The organism is Streptomyces sp. NPDC006450, assembly GCF_040612195.1.
Taxonomy (GTDB): domain Bacteria; phylum Actinomycetota; class Actinomycetes; order Streptomycetales; family Streptomycetaceae; genus Streptomyces.
The window spans coordinates 32,643-54,508 of sequence record NZ_JBEXPT010000014.1; the positions used below are offsets into that span (position 1 = coordinate 32,643).

18 protein-coding genes are annotated in these 21,866 nt (G+C 72.5%); 10 read left to right on the forward strand and 8 right to left on the reverse strand.

Annotated features, from left to right (window positions below):
* Window positions 1–93 precede the first annotated feature (93 nt).
* Window positions 94–3,246, forward strand: coding sequence for a molecular chaperone Hsp90 (locus ABZY57_RS08085; RefSeq protein WP_356509319.1), 3,153 nt, complete (start codon window positions 94–96; stop codon window positions 3,244–3,246).
* A 66-nt stretch (window positions 3,247–3,312) separates the two neighbouring features.
* Here ABZY57_RS08085 and ABZY57_RS08090 read toward each other — a convergent pair whose 3' ends face one another.
* The gene (locus ABZY57_RS08090; protein WP_356509321.1) at window positions 3,313–4,326 is read right to left on the reverse strand and encodes a DUF5937 family protein; all 1,014 of its coding nucleotides are present in this window, start codon (window positions 4,324–4,326) and stop codon (window positions 3,313–3,315) included.
* Between the two features lie 108 nt (window positions 4,327–4,434).
* Here ABZY57_RS08090 and ABZY57_RS08095 point away from each other — a divergent pair, with 108 nt between their 5' ends.
* A complete protein-coding gene (locus tag ABZY57_RS08095; protein ID WP_356509323.1) occupies window positions 4,435–5,619 on the forward strand; it encodes an MFS transporter in 1,185 nt (394 codons plus the stop codon).
* A 28-nt stretch (window positions 5,620–5,647) separates the two neighbouring features.
* On the opposite strand, the gene ABZY57_RS08100 is transcribed toward ABZY57_RS08095, so the two are convergent.
* Both ABZY57_RS08100 and ABZY57_RS08105 read right to left on the reverse strand, forming a co-directional pair.
* On the reverse strand, window positions 5,648–8,122 hold the full coding sequence (locus ABZY57_RS08100; RefSeq protein WP_356509325.1) for a cation-translocating P-type ATPase: 2,475 nt from the start codon (window positions 8,120–8,122) through the stop codon (window positions 5,648–5,650).
* 133 nt (window positions 8,123–8,255) lie between these two features.
* The gene (locus ABZY57_RS08105) at window positions 8,256–8,555 is read right to left on the reverse strand and encodes a DUF2530 domain-containing protein (RefSeq protein ID WP_356509327.1); all 300 of its coding nucleotides are present in this window, start codon (window positions 8,553–8,555) and stop codon (window positions 8,256–8,258) included.
* 136 nt (window positions 8,556–8,691) lie between these two features.
* Between ABZY57_RS08105 and ABZY57_RS08110 the strand changes: the two genes are divergently transcribed.
* Entirely contained in the window at window positions 8,692–10,098 is a 1,407-nt protein-coding gene (locus tag ABZY57_RS08110; protein ID WP_356509329.1) for an NCS2 family permease, read from the forward strand.
* Window positions 10,099–10,142: 44 nt separating this feature from the next.
* Here the strand turns inward: ABZY57_RS08110 and ABZY57_RS08115 are convergent, their stop codons facing one another.
* A complete protein-coding gene (locus tag ABZY57_RS08115; protein WP_150519118.1) occupies window positions 10,143–10,325 on the reverse strand; it encodes a ribbon-helix-helix protein, CopG family in 183 nt (60 codons plus the stop codon).
* Window positions 10,326–10,444: 119 nt separating this feature from the next.
* Between ABZY57_RS08115 and ABZY57_RS08120 the strand changes: the two genes are divergently transcribed.
* The 3 genes from ABZY57_RS08120 to thpR all read left to right on the forward strand — a co-directional run bounded on the left by ABZY57_RS08120 (window position 10,445) and on the right by thpR (window position 13,019).
* Entirely contained in the window at window positions 10,445–10,882 is a 438-nt protein-coding gene (locus tag ABZY57_RS08120; protein WP_356509331.1) for a MarR family transcriptional regulator, read from the forward strand.
* Window positions 10,883–10,906: 24 nt separating this feature from the next.
* Complete coding sequence (locus ABZY57_RS08125; protein WP_356509333.1) at window positions 10,907–12,259, forward strand: MFS transporter; 1,353 nt, start codon at window positions 10,907–10,909, stop codon at window positions 12,257–12,259.
* A gap of 169 nt (window positions 12,260–12,428) precedes the next feature.
* Window positions 12,429–13,019 carry an RNA 2',3'-cyclic phosphodiesterase gene (thpR, locus tag ABZY57_RS08130; RefSeq protein WP_356509335.1) on the forward strand — a complete coding sequence of 197 codons (591 nt, stop codon included), beginning with the start codon at window positions 12,429–12,431 and terminating at the stop codon, window positions 13,017–13,019.
* A gap of 111 nt (window positions 13,020–13,130) precedes the next feature.
* On the opposite strand, the gene ABZY57_RS08135 is transcribed toward thpR, so the two are convergent.
* On the reverse strand, window positions 13,131–14,120 hold the full coding sequence (locus tag ABZY57_RS08135; RefSeq protein WP_356509337.1) for an aldo/keto reductase: 990 nt from the start codon (window positions 14,118–14,120) through the stop codon (window positions 13,131–13,133).
* Window positions 14,121–14,179: 59 nt separating this feature from the next.
* Complete coding sequence (locus ABZY57_RS08140; protein WP_356509339.1) at window positions 14,180–14,872, reverse strand: GDSL-type esterase/lipase family protein; 693 nt, start codon at window positions 14,870–14,872, stop codon at window positions 14,180–14,182.
* 76 nt (window positions 14,873–14,948) lie between these two features.
* Between ABZY57_RS08140 and ABZY57_RS08145 the strand changes: the two genes are divergently transcribed.
* Window positions 14,949–15,956, forward strand: coding sequence for a WD40 repeat domain-containing protein (locus ABZY57_RS08145; RefSeq protein ID WP_356509341.1), 1,008 nt, complete (start codon window positions 14,949–14,951; stop codon window positions 15,954–15,956).
* 33 nt (window positions 15,957–15,989) lie between these two features.
* On the opposite strand, the gene ABZY57_RS08150 is transcribed toward ABZY57_RS08145, so the two are convergent.
* The gene (locus tag ABZY57_RS08150) at window positions 15,990–17,357 is read right to left on the reverse strand and encodes a hypothetical protein (RefSeq protein ID WP_356509343.1); all 1,368 of its coding nucleotides are present in this window, start codon (window positions 17,355–17,357) and stop codon (window positions 15,990–15,992) included.
* Window positions 17,354–18,331 (reverse strand): dTDP-glucose 4,6-dehydratase, encoded by a 978-nt coding sequence (rfbB, locus tag ABZY57_RS08155; RefSeq protein WP_356509345.1) that lies wholly within the window; start codon window positions 18,329–18,331, stop codon window positions 17,354–17,356. The genes ABZY57_RS08150 and rfbB overlap by 4 nt, the downstream gene beginning before the upstream one ends.
* Window positions 18,332–18,570: 239 nt before the next feature.
* Between rfbB and ABZY57_RS08160 the strand changes: the two genes are divergently transcribed.
* From ABZY57_RS08160 to ABZY57_RS08170, 3 genes are all read left to right on the forward strand, one after another.
* Window positions 18,571–19,467 (forward strand): glycosyltransferase, encoded by an 897-nt coding sequence (locus tag ABZY57_RS08160; protein ID WP_356509347.1) that lies wholly within the window; start codon window positions 18,571–18,573, stop codon window positions 19,465–19,467.
* Between the two features lie 53 nt (window positions 19,468–19,520).
* Window positions 19,521–20,474 carry an NAD(P)-dependent oxidoreductase gene (locus tag ABZY57_RS08165; RefSeq protein WP_356509349.1) on the forward strand — a complete coding sequence of 318 codons (954 nt, stop codon included), beginning with the start codon at window positions 19,521–19,523 and terminating at the stop codon, window positions 20,472–20,474.
* A gap of 91 nt (window positions 20,475–20,565) precedes the next feature.
* Window positions 20,566–21,828 (forward strand): acyltransferase, encoded by a 1,263-nt coding sequence (locus tag ABZY57_RS08170; RefSeq protein WP_356509351.1) that lies wholly within the window; start codon window positions 20,566–20,568, stop codon window positions 21,826–21,828.
* Window positions 21,829–21,866: the final 38 nt, after the last annotated feature.

Here is a 21,866-nt window from a genome sequence, read left to right on the forward strand (position 1 = left end):
TCGACGCACGCGATACCTTCAGGGCCTCGGCATCCGGCGTTCCGTGGATGCCGTACAGCGCAGTACAGCGCAGTACAGCTTGGAGGCAGCAGCGTGAGCGTGCGAGTGACGGCGGCCCAGGACGGCGTGGACCCCTTCGGCACGGCCCGGCTGCGACGCGGGGTGCTCGACGCCTGGGGCGCCGGCCCGGCCCGCTTCCGCGAGGACGCCAACGCCGAGGAGGACCTGGCGCTCGGCGGCTACCGCGACCGGCTCGTCGTCGAGCTCGCGCAGAACGCCGCCGACGCGGCCGCCCGCGCCGGGGTCCCCGGCCGGCTGCGGCTCACCCTGCACGCGGGCGCCGACCAGCCCGACGGGCACGCACTGCTCGCCGTCTCCAACACCGGCTCCCCACTGGACGCCACCGGCGTGGAATCCCTGTCCACGCTGCGCGCCTCCGCCAAGCGCGACGACTCCTCCGGGAGCGTCGGCCGCTTCGGCGTCGGCTTCGCCGCCGTCCTGGCCGTCTCCGACGAGCCCGCCGTCCTCGGCCGGCACGGCGGGGTGCGCTGGTCCCTGGCCGAGGCCCGGGAGCTGGCCCGCGGCGCTGCCGTCGGCAGCTCCGGGCTCGGCGAGGAACTGCGCCGCCGCGACGGCCACGTCCCGCTGCTGCGCCTCCCGCTGCCCGCCGAGGGGACCGCACCCGAGGGCTACGACACCGTCGTGGTCCTGCCGCTGCGCGACGCCGCCGCCGAGGAACTGGCCGGGCGGCTGCTCGCCGCCGTGGACGACGCCCTGCTGCTGACGCTGCCGGGACTCGCCGAGGTCGTCGTGGACACCCCCACCGGCGGCGTGCGGACGCTGACGCGCCGCGTCGAAGGCCCGTACACCGTCATCGCCGACTCCGCCTCGGACACCGCGTCCGGCCGCAGGCGTTGGCGCACCGTCCGCCACTCGGGGCCCATCGAGAAGGCGCTGCTCGCCGACCGGCCCGTCGAGGAGCGGCTGCGGCCCGTCTGGGCGGTGTCCTGGTCCGTGCCCGTCGACGCCGAAGGCGCCCCGGTCCGCCCCGTGACCGCCGCCGTGGTGCACGCGCCGACCCCGACCGACGAACCGCTCGGCATCCCCGCGCTGCTCATCGCGACCCTGCCGCTGGACACCACCCGCCGGCACCCCGCGCCGGGACCGCTGACCGACTTCCTCGTGGAGCGCGCGGCCGACGCCTATGCCGAACTGCTCGGCTCCTGGGACCCGGTGAGCACCGCGCTCGTGGACCTCGTACCCGGCCCGCTCGGCAAGGGCGAGCTCGACGGGGCCCTGCGCGCCGCCGTCATCGCACGTCTGCCCCGTACGGCGTTCCTCGCGCCCGCCGCCCCCGCCGAGGAACCCGAGGAGCGGGCCGCCCTGCGCCCCTTCGAGGCCGAGGTGGTCGAGGGCGCGGGCGCCGACACCGTACGGGTCCTCGCGGAGGTGCTGCCGACCCTCCTCCCGGCCGGGCTCGAACGCCGCCCCGAACTGCGCACGCTGGGTGTGGGCCGGCTGCCGCTGGGCGAGGCCATCGAGCGGATCGCGGGCATCGAGCGGACCCCGGAATGGTGGTACCGGCTCTACGACAGCCTCGCCGGGGTGGACCCGGACCGGCTCTCCGGCCTCCCCGTGCCGCTGGCCGACGGCCGCACCGCGATCGGGCCCCGGCACCTGCTGCTGCCCGGCGCGGACGCCCCGCGGGCGGGCACCCCCGAGAGCCTGGCCCGGCTCGGCCTGAAGGTGGCCCACCCGGACGCGGTGCACCCGCTGCTGGAGAAGCTCGGCGCGCTCCCGGCGAGCCCGCGCGCCGTCCTGACCACCCCGCAGGTGCGGGCGGCCGTCGCGGCCTCCCTCGACTCCGGGGAGATCTGGGACGAGGACGCCCTGGACCCGGAGGAACTGGCCGACATCGTCCTCGGCCTGGTCCAGGGCGCCGAGCTCTCCCCCGGCGACGAGCCGTGGCTGGGCGCGCTCGCCCTGCCCGACGAGGACGGCGAGCCGACCCCGGCCGGCGAACTGCTGCTTCCCGGCTCTCCCCTGGCCTCCGTGGTCCGCGAGGACGAGATCCCCTACCTGGACGCCGAGCTGGTGGAACGCTGGGACGAGCGGACCCTCACCGCCGTGGGCGTCCTCGCCACCTTCCAGCTGGTCCGCGCCACCGACGTGGTCCTGGATCCCGACGAACTGGAGCCCCGCGACGGGGACTTCGCGGAGCCCGACGACGCCGGTCTGCTCGACGCCGTCGACGTGTGGTGCGAGGACCTCCTGGACCAGCTCCCCGACACCCCCGTGCCGCCGGTCGCCACCGAGCTCGTCGCCGTACGGGACCTCGACCTGGTCGACGACGACTGCTGGCCCCGGGCCCTGGCCATGCTGGCCCAGCCTCCGCTGCGCGACGCCCTGACCCAGCCCGTGCGGGTCCTGCTCCCGGACGGCACCACCCGGTCCGTGCGCTCGTACACCGCGTGGTGGCTGCGCGACCACCCGGTCCTGGACGGCCGCCGCCCGGCCGGCCTGCGCTCGGCGGGCGGCGACCCGCTGCTGGCGGGCCTCTACACCCCGGCGGACGCCACCGGCTTCGAGGACGAGCAGGTCCTGCGGGCCCTGGGCGTACGCACCACCGTGCCCGCCCTGCTGGAGGAGCCGGGCGGCGCCGCCGAGCTGCTGGGCCGCCTCGCCGACCCGGACCGGGAAGTCGGCGGACGCCAACTGCACGGCCTGTACGGGGCGCTGGCCGAGCTGGACCCCGAGCAGGTCACCCTGCCCGACGAGCTGCGCGCGGTCGTGGACGGCGAGGTCGTCGTGGTGGACGCGGCCGAGGCGCTGATCGCGGACGCCCCCGACCTGCTGCCGCTGACGGCGGGCCTCCCGCTGCTGCCCGTGGCCCCTTCCCGGGCCGCCGACCTGGCGGAGCTGTTCCAGGTCCGGCGCCTCTCGGAGACGGTTCCGGCGGAGGTGACCACCGAGGGCGAGGAGCACGAGGTCCCCGAGTCGGTGCACCAGCTCCTGGGCCCGGCCACCCCGAAGAGCTACGTGGAGCACGAGGAACTCCTGGCGGGCGGCATCGAGCTCGACTGGCGCCGCACCCCGGACGGCACCCTGCACGCCTCCACCCTGGAGGGCGTCGCGGCGGCCCTCGCGTGGGCGGCGGGCCAGTGGCCGCGCCGCTTCGAGGTGGCGGCCCTGCTGGAGGACCCGTCCCGGACGGCGGAGCTGGCCCGCGACCGCTGGTTCGACTGAAAGCCCCGGGGAGCCGCGGGGACGAGGTCGCCGCCGTCCCGTGGCCACGAGGTCTGCGGGTGACCGTCAGCCCACCGGTGTGAGCAGGGCGTCCGCGATGGCCGTCCGGGCGTACAGGACCGAGCGGCCGGCGCGGTGGCCGGTGACCAGGCCCGCGTCGCGCAGGGCCGTGAGGTGCTGGGAGACCGCGGCGGCGGACAGGCCGCTGTGCCGGGCCAGTTGGGTGGTGGAGGCCGGGGAGTCCAGTTCGGCGAGCAGCAGGGTGCGGGAGCGGCCCAGTACGGCGGCCACCGCGTCGGTGGCCTTGGTGGCGCGGGGCTCCCAGAGGCTGCCGATGCCCCGGGCCGGGTAGGCCAGTTGGAGGGGGTCGGGGGCCACCGAGCGGGTCAGGACCCGGGGCCAGGCGAAGGCGGAGGGCACCAGCAGCAGCCCGGGGCCGGTCTGGTCGCGGGTCAGCGCGCAGTGCGTGCGGACCATGCGCAGGGTTCCTGCGTCCCAGCTGACGGTGTCGTGGAGCTCGTTGAGGACGTGCGCCGATCCGTGTTCGGCGACCTGCCGGGCCCGGTGGAACACGTCGGCTTCGAGGAGTTGGCGGATCCGGGGCCAGTAGGGCGCGAGCGCGAGTTCCCAGTAGGTCTGGATCTCGTCGGTGACCTTCTCCAGTACGGCTTCGGGGTCCTCGTGGAGCAGCCGCAGGCGCGCCGCCGGGCGGGCGCCATCACCGCGGGCACGTCCACCTCCGGACTTGGCCGCGATCGTGGCGAGGTCGGCGCGCACGTTCTGCGGGCTGCTGTCGCGGATGGCCGCCAGTTCGGTGGCCAGTTCCGGGAAGGGGCCGGCCGGCGTCGGGTTGAGGAAGTCCGCGAGGTAGCCGGAGCCCGGGATCAGCGCGGCGAGCCAGCCCCGGTCCAGGCCGGCGCTCAGCAGCCGGGGCCTGACCTGCTCGGCCCAGCGGCGGTGCAGCGGTGGATCGGTCTCGACGTTCAGCAGCCGGTAGCTGGTGACGACCTCCCACATCGGAGACACCGCGAAGCGCGTCTGCGCCAGGTCCGCGGCGGAGAAGTTCAGTTCGTATTCCATGGCGCTGCCCCCATTGCCGGTGTCCCCGCCGGCCGTTCCCCATTGCCGGTGGATTCGGCTCCACCTTAATCAATAGGACCCGCGGCCGCCCGGGCGCAGGCTCCTTCCATGCCCTCCTCCTTCCGCGGTCTCCCGCCCCTCGTCTGGACCCTGTTCGCCGGTTCGATCGTCAACCGGATCGGCTACCTCGTCACCCCGTTCCTGGTGTTCCTCCTCGCCGACCGGGGCATCACCGGATCCGACATCTCCTTCGTGCTCGGCGCGCTCGGCGCCGGCCACCTGCTCGGCCCGGCCGTCGGCGGGCTGCTCGCCGACCGGATCGGCCGCCGTCCGACGATGCTGATCGGGCTCATCGGCTCCGCCGTCGCCCAGGGCGCGCTGTTCCTGGCCCCCGGACTCTGGACGTTGGCCGCCTCCGCGCTGCTGCTCAGCACCGCCGGAGCCACCGTCCCGCCCGCCGCGTACGCGCTGCTGGCCGACGCGGTGGACACGGGATGGCGGCAGAGGGCATTCGCCCTGTTCGGCTGGGGCGTCAACATCGGCACGGCCGTCGCCGGCGTCCTCGGCGGCTTCCTCGCCGCGCACGGGTACTGGCTGCTGTTCGCCGTCGACGCCGGTTCGGCACTCGTCTACGCCACCGTGGTCGCGACCCGGCTGCGCGAGCCGGCCCGCACCGCTCCGGCCAAGGCCGCCGGCCTGGGCTACGGGGTCGTCCTGCGCGACCGGCTGCTGCTCCTGCTGCTCCCGCTGTTCGGGATCCAGCTGTTCGTGTACTCGCTGACCGAGGTGGCGCTGCCGCTGGCCGTCCGCGACAGCGGGCTCTCGCCGGCCGTGTACGGAGCCCTGGCCGCGGTCAACGCCGTCCTGGTGGTGGCCCTGCAGCCGTTCGTGACGGCCAAGCTGTCGGGACTGCCGCAGCTCCCGGTACAGGCCGCGGGCAGTGTCCTGATCGCCACCGGGGTGGCGCTGACCGGGCTCGCGGACTCCGTGACCGGGTACGTGGTCTCGGTGGTCGTCTGGTCCCTCGGCGAGGTGGCCGTGGCCGGCATCGCGGCCTCGCTGGTGGCCGACCTGGCCCCGGCCGACGCCCGGGGCCGCTACCAGGGCGCCTTCAGCTGGACCTGGGGCGTGGCCCGCTTCTCCGCCCTCACCGTGGGCGTCGCCCTCTACACCGGGGTCGGGGCGGGCGCCCTGTGGTGGGGGGCCCTCGTCGCCGGGCTGCTCGCGGCGGTGACGGTCCTGGGCCTGCGCACCCGGATCGCGGCCCGTGCGGAACACGCGCTGGCCGCCTGACCGGGCCGGGTCGGGCGGCCGGCGCCGGCTACGCCGGGAACTTGCGGTCCACCCACCGGAAGGTGAACTCGATGAGGGCGGCCGCGACGGCGGCGATGCCCACGGCCGTCCACGGCATCACGGCGCCCTCCAGTTTGAGCTGGAAGAAGTCCTGGAGCCAGGGCACGACGAGCACGATCAGGAACGCCCCGCCCATCGCGCCGACCAGGCCGACCCGCCACCAGGTGTAGGGGCGGGCGATGATCACCAGGACCCACATCGAGGTCAGGAACAGCGCGAGCGTCGCGGCGCTGGTCTCGGCCTTGAGGGCGTCGGGGCCGGTGTAGTAGTGGCGGGCGATCACGTACGTCACGAAGGTGGCGACGGCGGCGATGACCCCGCCCGGGATCGCGTACCGCATCACGCGTTTCACGAAGTGCGGCTTGGCCCGCTCCTTGTTGGGCGCGAGCGCCAGGAAGAAGGCCGGGACGCCGATGGTCAGCGTGGACAGCAGCGTCAGGTGGCGCGGCAGGAACGGGTACTCGACCTGGGAGCAGACCACCAGGACGGCCAGCAGCACCGAGTAGACCGTCTTCGTGAGGAAGAGGGTGGCGACGCGGGTGATGTTGCCGATGACCCGGCGGCCCTCGGCCACCACCGAGGGCAGGGTGGAGAAGCTGTTGTTGAGGAGGACGATCTGCGCGACGGCCCGGGTGGCCTCCGAGCCGGAGCCCATCGAGACGCCGATGTCGGCGTCCTTGAGGGCCAGCACGTCGTTGACCCCGTCGCCGGTCATCGCGACGGTGTGGCCCCTGGACTGCAGGGCGGCGACCATGTCGCGCTTCTGCTGCGGGGTGACCCGCCCGAAGACGGCGTTCTCGTCGAGGACCTCGGCCATGGCGTCCTGGTCGGTGGGGAGCTTCCGCGCGTCGACGGTGTTCCCGGCGCCGGGAAGGCCCAGCTTCCCGGCGACCGCGCCGACCGAGACGGCGTTGTCCCCGGAGATGACCTTGGCCTTGACGTCCTGGTCCCCGAAGTAGCGCAGGGTGTCGGCGGCGTCGGGGCGCAGCCGCTGCTCCAGGACGACGAGGGCGGTCGGTCTGACCCCTGTGGCCACGGCCGGGTCGTCGAGTTCACGGGCGGCACGGCCCAGCAGGAGGACCCGTAGGCCCTGTTCGTTGAGCTCGTTGATCTCCTCCAGGGCCGGGTCCCCGGCCGGGAGCAGCACGTCGGGGGCGCCCAGCAGCCAGGTGTTGTTCTCGCCGTCGCCCTCGCTGAAGCTGGCGCCGCTGTACTTGCGGGCGGAGGAGAAGGGCAGCGATTCGGTGCAGCGCCAGTCGGCGCTGTCGGGGTAGGCGTCGATGATCGCCTGGAGGCTGGCGTTGGGGCGCGGGTCGCTCTCGCCGAGCGCGCCGAGGACCTTCTTGACGTACGGGGCGTCCGCGCCGCCGAGCGGGCGGCACTCGGTGACGTCCATGCCGCCCTCGGTGAGGGTGCCGGTCTTGTCGAGGCAGACCACGTCCACGCGGGCGAGCCCCTCGATGGCGGGCAGCTCCTGCACCAGGCACTGCTTGCGGCCGAGTCGGATGACGCCGATGGCGAAGGCCACGGAGGTGAGGAGGACGAGGCCTTCGGGAATCATCGGGACGATGCCGCCGACGGTGCGGGCGATGGCGTCCTTGAGGTTGTTGTCCTTGACGATCAGCTGGCTGATGATCAGGCCGATGGAGGTCGGGATCATCATCCAGGTGACGTACTTGAGGATGGTGGAGATGCCGGAACGCAGCTCGGAGTGGACGAGCGTGAAGCGGGAGGCCTCTTCGGCGAGCTGGGCGGCGTAGGCCTCGCGGCCGACCTTGGTGGCCGTGAAGGCGCCGCCGCCGGCGACGACGAACGAGCCGGACATGACCGGGTCGCCGGGCTTCTTCAGGACCGGGTCGGCCTCGCCGGTGAGGAGGGATTCGTCGATCTCCAGGCCGTCGGCCTCGCCGACGAGCCCGTCGACGACGACCTTGTCGCCGGGACCGAGCTCGATGACGTCGTCGAGGACGATCTCGGAGGTGGAGATCCCGGCGGTGCGGCCGTCGCGGCGGACGCTGGGTTTGGCCTCGCCGATGACGGCGAGGCTGTCCAGGGTCTTCTTGGCGCGCATCTCCTGGATGATGCCGATGCCGGTGTTCGCGATGATCACGAAGCCGAAGAGGCTGTCCTGGATCGGGGCGACGAAGAACATGACCACCCACAGGACGCCGATGATGGCGTTGAAGCGGGTGAAGACGTTGGCGCGGACGATGTCGGTGGTGGAGCGGCTGCTGCGGACGGGGACGTCGTTGACGGCTCCGCGGGCGACGCGCTCGGCGACTTCGGCGGTGGTCAGCCCGCCCGGCTTGAACCGGGGTGCGGGCGGTCGGACCGGGTGGACGGGATCGAGTTCGGCCCCCGCGTCGATGGCGGTCCCGGCGGCCGTCCCGCCACCGCCGGCCGGCTCCGGTCCGTCTGGTTCGATCCTCGCCCGCTGAGTCATGCTTTCGACGGTAATGGGCGATTCAACGGTTCACCCGCCGAAAGGTCCGAAGATCCGACTTCGGGATGAGCGGAATCCTCCCCTGGTAGCCCTTCCGGCGGACCGGCGGGTGGCCCCCCTCGGGGCGGGCGGGCTAGCCCGCCCGGGGAGACGGTCCCGGCGCGGCGCCCTCGTCCCGCGCGGCCAGGGCGGCGGCGTGCCGCTTCAGCGCCGCATCGCGGCCGCGGACGTACCAGAGGCCGATCAGGCCGAGGAACCCGCCGACCGCGCAGGTCCAGACCCACCACAGCATGCCCCGGTCGGCGAACCACCCGTAGAAGGGGAGCTGGAAGAGGAAGAGGGCGAACCAGATGATCGTGCCACCGGCGACGGTGCCGACGATCGGACCCTCGAGGGGCTCGGGAGCCTCGTGCTGCGCAGTCCATTTCGCCATGAGGACAAGTCTAGGCCGGTCGGCGGATGGTCTACGCGCGGAGATAGACGCCCCTTCGTTCATGTGTTCATACTGAAACGGTTTGGGCTTGGCCCGTTTTCGTCGTATGAAACCACCACTGAGGACCAGGACCCCCATGAGCACGTCGGCCCCCGTGGACCGCTACTTCAAGATCTCCGAGCGCGGCTCGACCATCGGCCGCGAGGTCCGCGGTGGTTTCGCCACCTTCTTCGCGATGGCCTACATCATCGTGCTGAACCCGATCATCCTGGGCAACGCGAAGGACATGTACGGGCACCAGCTCGACGGCGGCCAGCTCGTCACCGCCACCGTTCTGACCGCCGCCTTCACCACCCTCCTCATGGGCGTGATCGGCAACGTCCCGATCGCGCTCGCGGCCGGGCTCGGCGTCAACACCGTCGTCGCCCTCCAGCTCGCCCCCCGCATGAGCTGGCCCGACGCCATGGGCATGGTGGTCCTGGCGGGCTTCGTGGTGATGCTGCTGGTCGCCACCGGCCTGCGCGAGCGGGTCATGAACGCCGTCCCGCTCGGCCTGCGCAAGGGCATCGCGATCGGCATCGGCCTCTTCATCATGCTGATCGGCCTGGTCGACTCGGGCTTCGTCAGCCGCATCCCGGACCTCGCGCACACCACGGTCCCGATCCAGCTCGGCAGCGACGGTCACCTGCACGGCTGGCCCGTCCTGGTCTTCGTGGTCGGCGTCCTGCTGACGCTGACCCTGATCATCCGCAAGACCCCCGGCGCGATCCTGATCTCCATCGTGGCCATGACGGTCGCCGCCCTGGTGATCCAGCTGATCGCCGACCTCCCGGCCACGGCCTGGGGCCTGACGGTCCCGGAGTGGCCGGGCAACCCGGTGGCCGCGCCCGACTTCGGCCTCATCGGTCAGGTCAGCCTGTTCGGCGGCTTCGGCAAGGTCGGCATGCTGACCGGCGTCCTGTTCGTCTTCACCGTGCTGCTGTCCTGCTTCTTCGACGCGATGGGCACCATCCTCGGCGTCGGCGACGAGGCGAAGCTGACGAAGCCGGACGGCTCCTTCCCCGGCATCAACCGGGTCCTGTTCGTGGACGGCATGGCCGTCGCCGCGGGCGGCGCCTCCTCCTCCTCGGCCACCACCTGCTTCGTGGAGTCCACGGCCGGCGTCGGCGAGGGGGCCAGGACGGGCCTCGCGAACATCGTGACGGGCGGCCTCTTCGCCGTGTCGCTGTTCCTCACGCCGCTCGCCACGATGGTCCCCTCGCAGGCCGCCACCCCCGCCCTCATCGCGGTCGGCTTCCTGATCATGGCCGGCTCGGTCAGGGACATCGACTGGGACGACTTCACCATCGCCGTCCCGGCCTTCCTGGCCATGGTGATGATGCCGTTCACGTACTCGATCACCAACGGCATCGGCATCGGCTTCGTGGCCTTCTCCGTACTGCGACTGGCGACCGGCCGGGGCCGCGAGGTCCCGGTGGCCATGTACGTCGTGTCCGCGGTCTTCGTCTTCTACTACGCGATGCCCGCACTGGGCCTCACGTAGACCCCGTCAGAGGCCCTGCTGGCACCCGGAGCCGGTACCCGGGCTCAGGTGAGCCCGTAGAACTTCTCCGTTTCGTCGACGGCCGTCTTGAAGCGCTCGTCGAAATCGTCGCGAATGAGCGTCCGGACCACATAGTCCTGGACGCTCATTCCGCGTTTGGCGGCATGAGTCCGGAGCCTGTCGAGGAGCTCCCCGTCTATGCGCATGCTCAGCACATGTGTCCCCATGCCGAAAGGGTCGGGGCACAGGGCATGGACGCGTGTCGCTTTCCGGAGCCGACTCACCCGTACGAGTGACGCCAGATAAGTGGTGTTCCTTAGGCAGGGTAATGAGTTATTCTAAATACATGCATGACCTTTCCCAGGGTGACGACGCAGCCGCCGTGAACGACCTCCGCTCCGCCGTCATGCGGCTGGGCCGACGCCTCAAGCACCAGCGCGTCGACGAATCGCTGAGCCCGACCGAGATGTCGGTGCTCGGCACCCTCGCCCGCTGCGGCCATGCCACCCCCGGTGAGCTGGCCCGGCGCGAGCACGTGCAGCCGCCGTCCATGACGCGCATCGTCGCGTTGCTGGAAGCCAAGGGACTGGTCACGCTGGAACCGCACCCCGACGACCGCCGCCAGAAGGTGGTCCGCCAGACGGAGGAGGCCGAAGCGATGCTCGAAGAGAGCCGTCGCAAGCGCAACGCCTTCCTCGCCGGGCTCGCGGCCGAGCTGACCGAGGACGAATGGGCGAAGCTGCGCGAAGCGGCGCCCGTCCTGGACAAGCTCGCGCACCTGTAGGAACGACGCCAGGAGGCGAACCTTTTGAGTACGGGACCCGGAGCAGACTCCGCCCCCGGCCACACACCCACCACTACGCGCACGCCGGGCACCACCCCGAAGAACAAGAACTCGATGTTCAGCTCGCTGAAGATCCGGAACTACCGGCTCTTCGCCACGGGCCAGGTCGTCTCGAACACCGGCACCTGGATGCAGCGCATCGCCCAGGACTGGCTGGTGCTGTCACTGACCGGCTCCGCCTCCGCGGTCGGCATCACCATCGCGCTGCAGTTCCTGCCGATGCTGCTGTTCGGGCTCTACGGAGGCGTACTCGCCGACCGGCTCCCCAAGCGGCCGCTGCTGCTCTGCACCCAGGCGGCCATGGGCCTCACCGGCCTCGCGCTCGGTGTCCTCACCCTCGCCGGCCACGTCAACGTCTGGCACGTCTACCTCGCCGCCTTCCTCCTCGGCCTGGTCACCGTCGTGGACAACCCGGCCCGGCAGACCTTCGTCTCGGAGATGGTCGGCAAGGACCAGGTGGCCAACGCGGTCAGCCTGAACTCGGCCAACTTCCAGTCCGCGCGACTGGTCGGCCCCGCCATCGCGGGTGTCCTCATCACCGCCGTCGGCTCCGGCTGGGCCTTCCTCCTCAACGGCCTGTCCTTCGCGGCGCCGATCGCGGCCCTCATGCTGATGCGGACGCGCGAACTGCACCAGGTCGAGGTCCAGCCCCGCGCGAAGGGCCAGCTCCGGGAAGGCCTGCGGTACGTCGCCGGGCGGCCCGAGCTGATCTGGCCGATCGTGCTCGTCGGCTTCATCGGCACCTTCGGCTTCAACTTCCCGATCTGGCTGTCCGCCTTCGTCAGCAAGGTCTTCCACGGCGACGCGGGCACGTACGGGCTCTTCAACACCCTGATCGCGGCGGGCTCCCTGGCGGGCGCACTGCTGGCGGCCCGGCGCGGCCTCTCGCGCCTGCGGCTGCTGGTCGCGGCGGCGGTGCTCTTCTCCGTCCTCCTGGTGGTGACGGCCTTCGCACCGGGCTTCTGGCTGTTCGCGGCGCTGCTGGTGCCGCTCGGGGTCTTCGGCCTGACGGTGAACGTCACCGCCAACTCCAGCGTCCAGATGGCCACCGACCCCGAGATGCGGGGCCGGGTGATGGCCCTGTTCATGATGGTCTTCACCGGCGGCACCCCGATCGGGGCCCCGCTGGTCGGATGGGTCACGGACACGTACGGCGCGCGGATCGGCATGGCCGCGGGCGGACTGGTCTCCCTGGCCGCCGCCGTCGCGATCGGCCTCGTCCTGTGCCGCATCGGCAACCTCCGCCTCAGCGTGAACCGCCGCGGCGTGGCCTTCGTCCCCTCGGACCGCCCCCGCCAGCTGGCCACGGCGGCGTAGCGCCTCGCGGGGCCTCGAACGCCGCGGGGCCGGATTCTCCGGCCCCGCGGCGTTCCCGTGCAGGCCGGCGGCAGCCGGATCCAGCCCCTCCGGCGTGTGAGGAGCGGGGGTCCGGGGGTCGGCCTGCGGCAACGGCGCCGCACCGGGCACCCCCGCTAGGCTCGGCACCATGAGACTGTTCGCAGCCGTCATCCCGCCCGAGGCGGCCATCTCGGAACTGGCCGGGGCCGTCCGCGGCCTGCAGGACGACCGCCTGCGATGGACCGCGGAAGCGGGCTGGCACTTCACGCTCGCCTTCATGGGCGAGGTGCAGGAGGAACTGCTCCCCGAGCTCCACACCCGCCTCGCGCGCGCCGCGGCCCGGAGCACGCCCTTCCGGCTCCGGATCCACGGCTCCGGCCACTTCGGCCACCGCTCCCTGTGGGTCGGCGCCGCCGGGGACCTCGACGCCCTGCGCATGCTCGCCGAGCGCGCCGACGCCGCCGCCCGGCGCTCCGGAGTGCCCATGGACCAGCACCACCGCTACACCCCCCACCTCACCCTGGGCCGGCTCCGCGACGAGCGCCACGACGTCCGCCCCTACTGCACGGCCCTGGCCTCCTTCGAGGGCACCGCCTGGCAGGTCGGCGAGCTCAGCCTGGTCCGCAGCAATCTGCCCGACTCCGGAGTCCCCGGCGAGCAGCCCCGCTACGAGGTCGTCGGGTCCTGGGAACTGGGAGAGCCCGCCCCTCCGTACGAAGGGCGGGCCCGGTCGCGTTAGGCTCGACGGGTGGATCCCAAGACCAGAAACCGTGTCATGGCCGGTGTGCTCGTACTGATGTTCCTCGTGGTGGCGGTGGCCGCCGCGGTAGGCCAGTAGGCCCGGCGCCGCCTACCAGGCGAACGCCTCCGGAGCCGGCCCCGGCCCCGGGAAGACCTCGTCCAGCCCGGCCAGCACCTCCGGCGACAGCTCCAGCTCCACCGCCCGCAGCGCGGACGCGAGCTGCTCCGGCGTACGCGGACCGACGATCGGGCCCGTGACCCCGGGACGCGTCAGCAGCCAGGCCAGGGCGACCTCGCCGGGCTCCAGTCCGTGCTTGTCCAGCAGGTCCTCGTACGCCTGCACCTGCGCCCGTACGGAACTGTTCGCGAGCGCGTCCGCCGAGCGGCCGCTCGCCGTCCGCCCCGACTCCGACGCCTTGCGGATGGCTCCGCCCAGCAGCCCGCCGTGCAGCGGGGACCACGGGATGACGCCGAGCCCGTACGCCTCGGCCGCCGGGATGATCTCCAGCTCCGCCCGCCGCTCGGCGAGGTTGTAGAGGCACTGCTCGCTGACCAGGCCGAGCCGCCCCTGGCGCGCCGCGGCCTCGTTGGCCTGGGCGATCTTCCAGCCGGGGAAGTTCGAGGACCCGGCGTAGAGGATCTTGCCCTGCTGGATCAGGACCTCGACGGCCTGCCAGATCTCCTCGAAGGGCGTCAGCCGGTCGACGTGGTGGAACTGGTAGATGTCGATGTAGTCGGTGTTCAGGCGCTTGAGGCTGGCGTCGACGGCCCGCCGGATGTTCAGCGCCGACAGGCGGTCGTAGTTGGGCCACGGGTCGCCCTCGGCGGCCATGCTCCCGTAGACCTTGGTGGCGAGGACCGTCTTCTCGCGGCGGCCGCCGCCCTGGCCGAACCAGGTTCCGATGATCTCCTCGGTACGGCCCTTGTTCGGGCCCCACCCGTACACGTTGGCCGTGTCGAAATAGTTGATACCGGCGTCGAGGGCCGTGTCCATGAGGGCGTGGCTCTCCGGCTCGCCCGTCTGGGGGCCGAAGTTCATGGTGCCGAGGACAAGTCGGCTGACCTTGAGACCGGTGCGTCCGAGCTGCGTGTACTCCATGGGCCACTAGCCAACTGCCTGGAGTGCGCTCGAGGCAAGACCCGCCCGTGAAGGGCGTGTTACGTGTCCTGCCGGGGCCGGTACGGGCCGCCGATGCCCCAGGCCTGGTGGAGGACCGCCGCGAACTCCCCGGCCAGGCGGTGCTCGCCGGAGGCGTTGGGGTGCGTGCCGTCGTAGGTGTCGCGGTCCAGCTCGTACGCCTCCGGGCGCGCGGCCAGCAGGATCGGCGAGGCGGGGGTCGACAGGTCGGCGACCGCCTTGGCGAGCAGCTCGTTGAAGAGCTCGACCTGCTGCGCGAAGGGCGCGTCGTCCCGGGCCCGGACGTTGGGTATGACGGGCAGCAGGACCATCCGTATGCCGGGCCGGGCGGCGCGGGCCTCCGCGACGAACCGGCGGACGTTGGCGGCGGTTCCCTCGGCGGCGGTGTAGAAGCCCAGGTCGATCAGTCCGAGGGAGACCAGCAGGACGTCGGCTTGGCAGGAGCGGACGGCGGGCCCGATGAGCGGGGCCATGTGCTGCCAGCCCTCGCCCCAGCCGGCCAGGTGGCGGCGCGCCCCGGCGGGGAAGCCGGGGTCGGCGTAGGCGTCGCTGGTCGGCGCGTCCGCGAGGGCGTCGTACAGCCGGTCGCGGGGGCCGACGATCTCGTACGGGCCGCCGTAGGTGGTGTCGAGGTGCTGCCACATCCGGTAGCGCCAGGTGTAGTCGCCGGCGCATCCGACGGTCATGGAGTCCCCGACGAACATGAAACGCATCCGGACATCTTCGCGGATCACCGGGCCGCGGCCCCTGTGATGCCGGACACGCGGGGAGGGCTGGCAGGGTAGGGGGATGCGCCCGCACCTGCTGCACCTGACCGCCGCCGCCGCCGCTCTCGCCCTGCTGCCCTCGGCCGCCTCCGCGTCGGGTGCCGTCGCGTCCGGCTCCGCCGCTTCCGGGTTCACGATCACCGACCCCCGGATCAAGGAGTCGAGCGGGCTCGCGGCCAGCCGGATCCACCCGGGTGTCTACTGGACGCACAACGACAGCGACGACGGCCCGTACGTGTACGCCGTGGACTCCGCGACCGGCAAGACGGTCGCGCGGATCACCCTGACGGGCATCGGCACGCCGCGGGACATCGAGGGGATCTCGCTGGGCCCGGACGGGCGGCTGTACGTCGGTGACATCGGGGACAACCGGGGCGGCTCCTGGAACCACGTGTGGATCTACCGCTTCGCCGAGCCGAAGACGCTCCGGGACGCCACGCTCAAGGCCGAGCAGTTCACGGTGAAGTACGCCGACGGGCCGCGGAACGCGGAGGCGCTGATGGTGCACCCGGTGACGGGGCGGGTGTACATCGCGAGCAAGGACGAACGGGCCGGCGGGCTCTACGAGGGCCCGGAGACGCTGTCCGCCTCCGGTACGAACACCTTCCGGCGGATCGGGGACGTCCCGTGGGTCACGGACGGGGCGTTCTCCCCGGACGGGGGGCGGCTCGCACTGCGGGGCTACTTGTGGGCGAAGACCTACCCGTGGAAGGACGGCCGGCCGTCCGGGGACGGGGAGGCGGTGGCCGCGCCGTGGCAGGGGCAGGCGGAGTCCGTGACGTACACGGCGGACGGGACGACGCTGATGTTCGGGGCGGAGGGGGCCGACAGCCGGGTCGTCGCCGTCCCGGTGGCCTCCGCGGCGAAGCCCTCGCCGTCCTCGTCCGCCACCGGCGCTCCCGCTCCCTCCCCGGGGGCGCCCGCCACTCCCGAGGACGGGAGCTTCACGAAGGGCGCGTTCGTCCTGGTGGCGGCCATCACCCTGACCCTGGCCGCGAAGCGGCTCCTGCGCCGCCGCCCCAAGGCCTGACGCCCGCCGTCCTCGGACGGCTCCCGGTCCGGGCTATCCCCGGACGGGGTCCTCGTCGAGGCGGTAGTCCTCGGTGTCCGCGGTGTCCGCGCGCCCCGCGGGGGTGGCCGGGGGGCGGCGCAGGAAGGTCAGCCACAGGGCCGCCGCCATGCCGATGACCGCCGCGAGCGAGGCCAGGGCGTAGGCGAGGCTCACGCGGGTGGAGACCTCGCCGGGGAGCAGGGTCGCGCCGGTGAGGACCAGGGCGGCCGCGGCCCAGCCGAGCAGTTGCAGGCGGTGCTCGTGCAGGACCAGGAGGGCCTGGCCGAACACCATGGCGAGCATGTAGAGGAGCGTGCCGGCGGAGATCCGGAAGAACACGGCATGGCCGAGCTCCGCCTCGGCCTTGAAGAGCACCTCGACGAGCCACGGGCCGAACAGGGTGGCCGGGACGCCCCCGGCCACGCCGAGGGCGATGACGACCAGGGAGGTCCGCCCGAGCAGCCGGGAGAAGCCGGCGCGGTCGCCTGCGGCGGCCGCGGTGGACAGGCCGGAGAGCAGCGAGGCCTGGAGCGAGCCGAAGACGAAGAGCGGTACCCGGGCCAGCACGATCGCGTTCAGCAGACCCGCGACGAGCGCGCCGTCCCGGGGGGCGAGCAGCTTGGTGCTGACCACGGCGGCGTTGACGACGGCCTGGGACAGCAGGGTGGAGACGACGAGCGGGCCGAGCCCGCCGAGCAGCCGGGACCACCGGTCGAACGGCCCCTTGCCGAGCCCCCGGAGCGCGGGCGCCGAGGTGGCCAGGGCGGCGACGAGCGGGGCGACCGTGAGGATCAGGGCGAAGGCCAGCGGGGAGCGGACTCCGGCAAGGGCGAAGCCCACGGCGAGGCCGATGCGCAAGGCCCCGTCGATGCCCAGCTGCCGGCCGAACGGGCCGAACCGGCCGAGGCCCGCCAGGACCCCGCGGCTGATGTTGCCGAGGCCCATGGCGGCGAAGGCCAGGCCGAGCGCGCCGACCATCTCGGTGTGCCCGGAGAAGAACGCGTCGGCGAGGAGCGGGGTGGCCCAGGCCAGCCCGGCCGCGAGCAGGACGAGCATGCCGAGGGTGAGCCCGGCGATCTGGCGCAGGATGCCGGAGACCCCCGTGCCGGCGACGCGGTGCGCGGCGACGATCCGGGTGAGTTCCTGCTCCACGGGGAAGAAGAGGCCGATGCCCACCGACATGAGGACCGTCCAGAGCACCGAGAGGGCGGCCATGCCGTCGGTGTCGAGGCTGTGGCCCGCCGCCATCAGGTGGACGTACGAGGCCGCGCCCAGGACGACCGTGCCGCTGATCACCAGCAGGGTGCCGGGGGGCAGGGTGCCCGCGAACCTCGCCGGCGGCGGCCGCTTCACGGTCGCCGCCGCGTCGGGAGCGCTCACGGCTGCCGGGCGGCCTTCACCTTGAGCGGCTCCCACCAGGCGCGGTTCTGGCGGTACCAGTCGATCGTCGAGGCCAGGCCCTCGGCGAAGCCGACCTGCGGCGCGTAGCCGAGCTCCTCGCTGATCTTGGTGATGTCGAGGGAGTAGCGCAGGTCGTGGCCCTTGCGGTCCTCCACCGGCTCGACCCTGTCCCAGTCGGCTCCGGCGGCGTCCAGCAGGAGGCCGGTGAGCTCCTTGTTGGTGAGTTCGACGCCGCCGCCGATGTTGTAGACGTGGCCGGCGCGGCCCTTGTGCAGCGCCAGCTCGATGCCGCGGCAGTGGTCCGCGACGTGCAGCCAGTCGCGGATGTTGCCGCCGGTGCCGTAGAGCGGGACCTTCTTGCCGTCGATCAGGTTGGTGGTGAAGAGCGGGATGACCTTCTCGGGGAACTGGTAGGGCCCGTAGTTGTTGGAGCAGCGCGTCACCACGACGTCCATGCCGTGCGTGCGGTGGTAGGCCAGCACCAGCAGGTCGGATCCCGCCTTGGAGGAGGAGTACGGGGAGTTCGGCGCGAGCGGCCAGTCCTCGGTCCAGGAGCCCTCGCTGATCGAGCCGTACACCTCGTCGGTGGAGACGTGGACGAAGCGGCCGACACCGTGCTTGCGGGCGGCGTCCAACAGCACCTGCGTGCCCACGACGTTGGTCATCACGAAGGGGCCCGCACCGGCGATGGAACGGTCCACGTGGGACTCCGCGGCGAAGTGCACCACCGCGTCGTGGCCGGCCATGACCTGGTCGACGGCGTCGACGTCACAGATGTCACCGCGGACGAACGCGTAACCGGGGTGGCCCGCCACGGGCGCGAGGTTCTCCTCGACACCCGAGTAGGTCAGCTTGTCGAAGACCGTGAGGCGTGCGGCGGGGTCTGTCGAGAGGAGGGAGCGGACGAACTGCGAACCTATGAAACCGGCGCCACCGGTCACGAGAATGCGCATAGTGCGGTCACTCTACTGGCCCCGTCCGGCGCGGAACCCGCGCTCGGCGAACCGGTCCTGGCCCGCCGTGGGGACCCGCACCGACTGTTCACGAAGTGGTATCCCGCCGGCCCTCCGGCCGATGCGATCGAGTCCGGCATGCTGCCCGACCATGAAGAATTCCTGGCCCCCGTCGGTCACCGAGCGACGGCCACCGACACCTCCCGTCCGTCCCCTGCGAAGGCTCCGGTGCACCCTCCATGACCACTCTCGACATCATGCTGCCCTACTACGGTGACGTGGGCCTGATGCAGGCCGCGGTGCGGAGCGTGCTGGCCCAGACCGACCCGAACTGGCGGCTCACGGTGGTGGACGACGGCAAGGAGCCGTCCGTTCCCGGCTGGTTCGCGGAGCTCGGCGACCCTCGCGTCTCCTACCGGCGCAACGAGCGGAACCTCGGCGTCACCGGCAACTACCGCACGTGCCTGGGACTGGTCCGCGAAGAGCACTTCGTGCTGATGGGCACCGACGACATCATGCTGCCCGCGTACGTGGCCACCATCCGGGCCGCGCTCGCCAAGCACCCCGGCATCGGCATGATCCAGCCGGGCGTCGAGGTCGTCGACGGCGCGGGCAGGCCCACCGAGGGACTCGTCGACCAGTCCAAACGCCGCCTGTACAAGCCCGCGTTCAAGGGTGAGGTCCTGATGGGCGGCGAGGCGCTCGCCACGAGCCTGCTGCGCGGGAACTGGCTGTTCTTCCCCTCCATCTGCTGGCGCACCGAGGCCGTCCGCACGGCCGGCTTCCGGGACGGCCTGGAGGTCACCCAGGACCTCGCCCTGGTCATCGACGTGCTCCAGGCCGGTGAGCAGATGCTCCTGTCGGACACCCTGTGCTTCCAGTACCGCCGGCACGCCGTCAGCATCTCCTCCCGGCAGGCCTTCACCGGCGTCCGCTTCGAAGAAGCGAGCCGCTTCTTCATGGACGTCGCGGACCGGCTGGAGCGCACGGGCTGGACGAAGGCCGCCAAGGCCTCCCGGCTTCACCTGTCCTCCCGGATCCACGCCCTGACGATGCTCCCCGGCGCGCTGAGGAACAAGCAGAGCGGGGGCGCCCGCACCCTGCTGCGGCACGTCACCGGCGCCGATCACCGCTGACGGCACACCCCCGACAGCCGCCCCCTCTCCCGACCCGTCCGGAGCCCACGCCCATGTCGCTCACCAGCCAGCCCCTGCCCCGTGTCGCCGTCCTCGGAGCCACCGGCTTCATCGGCCGGGCCCTGTGCGCCACGCTCGACCAACGCGGCCACGGCCTGCTCGCCATCGCCCGCAGGCAGCCGGCCGTCACGCTGCCGGGCGCGTTCGTGCCCTTCGACCTCACCCTCGACCCGCCGGCCGAGCTGGCCGTGTTCCTCGACGCACACCGGATCGACGTCATCGTCAACGCGGCCGGCGGCGACTGGGGCCTGACCGACGAACAGATGGTCCCGGCCAACCTCGGCATGGTCGAGCGCCTGCTGGAGACGCTCACGGGCATGGCGGAGCCGCCGCGGCTGGTGCACATCGGATCGGTGCACGAGTACGGCCTCTTCCCGGTCGGCACGACCTACACCGAGGACTCCCCCGCACGCCCCTCGACGGTCTACGGACAGCTCAAGCTCCGGGCCACCGAGCTGATCACCGAAGCCGTCCGCGACCGCGGCCTGGACGCCCTCGTGCTGCGCCTGGGCAACGTCGTCGGAGCGGGCCAGCCCGTCCACAGCCTCCTCGGCGTCATGGCGGGCAAACTGGCCGAAGGCCGGGCGGCCGGCGGCGCGGAGCTGTCGCTGATGCCCCTCACCGCCCGGCGCGAGTTCCTCCACCTCCTGGACGCCGTGGAGGCCGTGGCCGCCGCCCTCGCCCCGGCGCGCACCTGCCCTCCGGTCCTCAACCTCGGGTTCGGCCGGGCCACGTCCGCCCGCGAGATGGTCGAGCTCCTGATCGAGGAGAGCCGCGTACCGACGCGGATCGTGGAGGTGCCCGCCCCGGCCGGAAGCGGCCCGGAGACCGAGTGGCAGCAGCTCGACATCACCGCCACCGAGCGGGCGTTGGGCTGGAAACCGGGCCGCGGCCTGCGCGACGCCGTCGCCGAACTGTGGGCCGCCGTGTGCCCGGTCGGCGTCTGAGCGGGACCGCCGGTCCCCGGGCCGGGACGTCCCCGTAGGCACGCCGCCGAGCACCCGGCGCGCACCTCCTCCAAGGAAGTCTGACTCCCCCATGTCTCGCAGCGCACCCGTCCTGCCCGGCCGGCGCGGAACCCTCGGCGAGCTGTACTCGCCGCGGGCCAACAGCTTCGGCGTACTGCGCCTGGTCCTCGCCTCGTCGGTCGTGCTCTCCCACGTGTGGCCGATCGGGTGGGGGCCCCTGGACCCGCTGTGGACGTACAGCGGTGCACAGACCGACGTCGGCAAGATGGCCGTCGTCGGCTTCTTCGTCCTGTCGGGATTCATGATCACGGGAAGTGGCGCCCGCGGCACCTGCGGCCGCTACGCCTGGCACCGCGCCCTGCGCATCCTGCCCGGTCTGTGGGGATCGCTCCTCGTCTCCGCGCTGGTCGTCCTCCCGCTGCTGTACGCGCACCTGCACGGCACGACGGACGGGTACTGGAACCACCGCGAGGGACCGGTCAGTTACCTCCAGGGCACGTGGAACACCTCGGTCAGCACCCACTGGGACATCTCCGGTGTGCTGAGCGAGGGAAAGGCCCGCGGAACCAACTTCGACCCCGGCGTCAACGGCGCCCTGTGGTCGCTCAAGTACGAGGTCTTCTGCTACGTGATGGTCGGCCTGCTGGCCGCCTCCGGTGCGCTCCGGCGGGCCCGCAGGCTCGTCCCGCTGACGGCGGCCGTCCTCGGCCTCCTGATCCTGCGGGACTGGGTCACCGCCCCCTCGCCGCGCGGCATCCCCGGTGACATGAGGGCCGCGGTGCAGGTGCCGCTGCTGGGCTCCATGTCGGTGCACTTCCTCATCCACCTGTGCTTCGTGTTCCTGATCGGCGCCACGTTCCAGCTGTACCGCGACCGGGTGCCGGTCCACGACGGGCTGGCGCTGATCTGCGCTGCGGTGCTCGGCGGCACGCTGGTCTGCGGCGGGGTCTTCGTCCTCGGCTACCCCGCGTTCGCGTACCTGCTGCTGTGGCTGGCGATCCGGCTGCCGCGGCCGTTCCGCAGGATCGGGCGCGAGCGGGACTACTCGTACGGGATCTACATCTACGGCTTCACGGTGGAGCAGGCGCTGGCCCTGCTGGGCTACGCCAGGTACGGCAAGCCCGTCTTCCTGCTGCTGGCCATGGCCGGCACGCTGCTGCTGGCGGCGCTGTCGTGGCACCTGGTCGAGTCGCAGGCCATGAAGCTGAAGAACTGGACGCCGCGGTTCGTCCGCGGACCGGGGCGGCGCGGGAGCACCGCGGTGCGGCCACGGCCGGAGCCCCGTCCCGCCGTCGGCGAACCGGAGCCCGCCCCGACGGCCACCACCGGCTGACGCGGTGGGAGGACCGGCGTGGTCGGCGGCCGGACCCG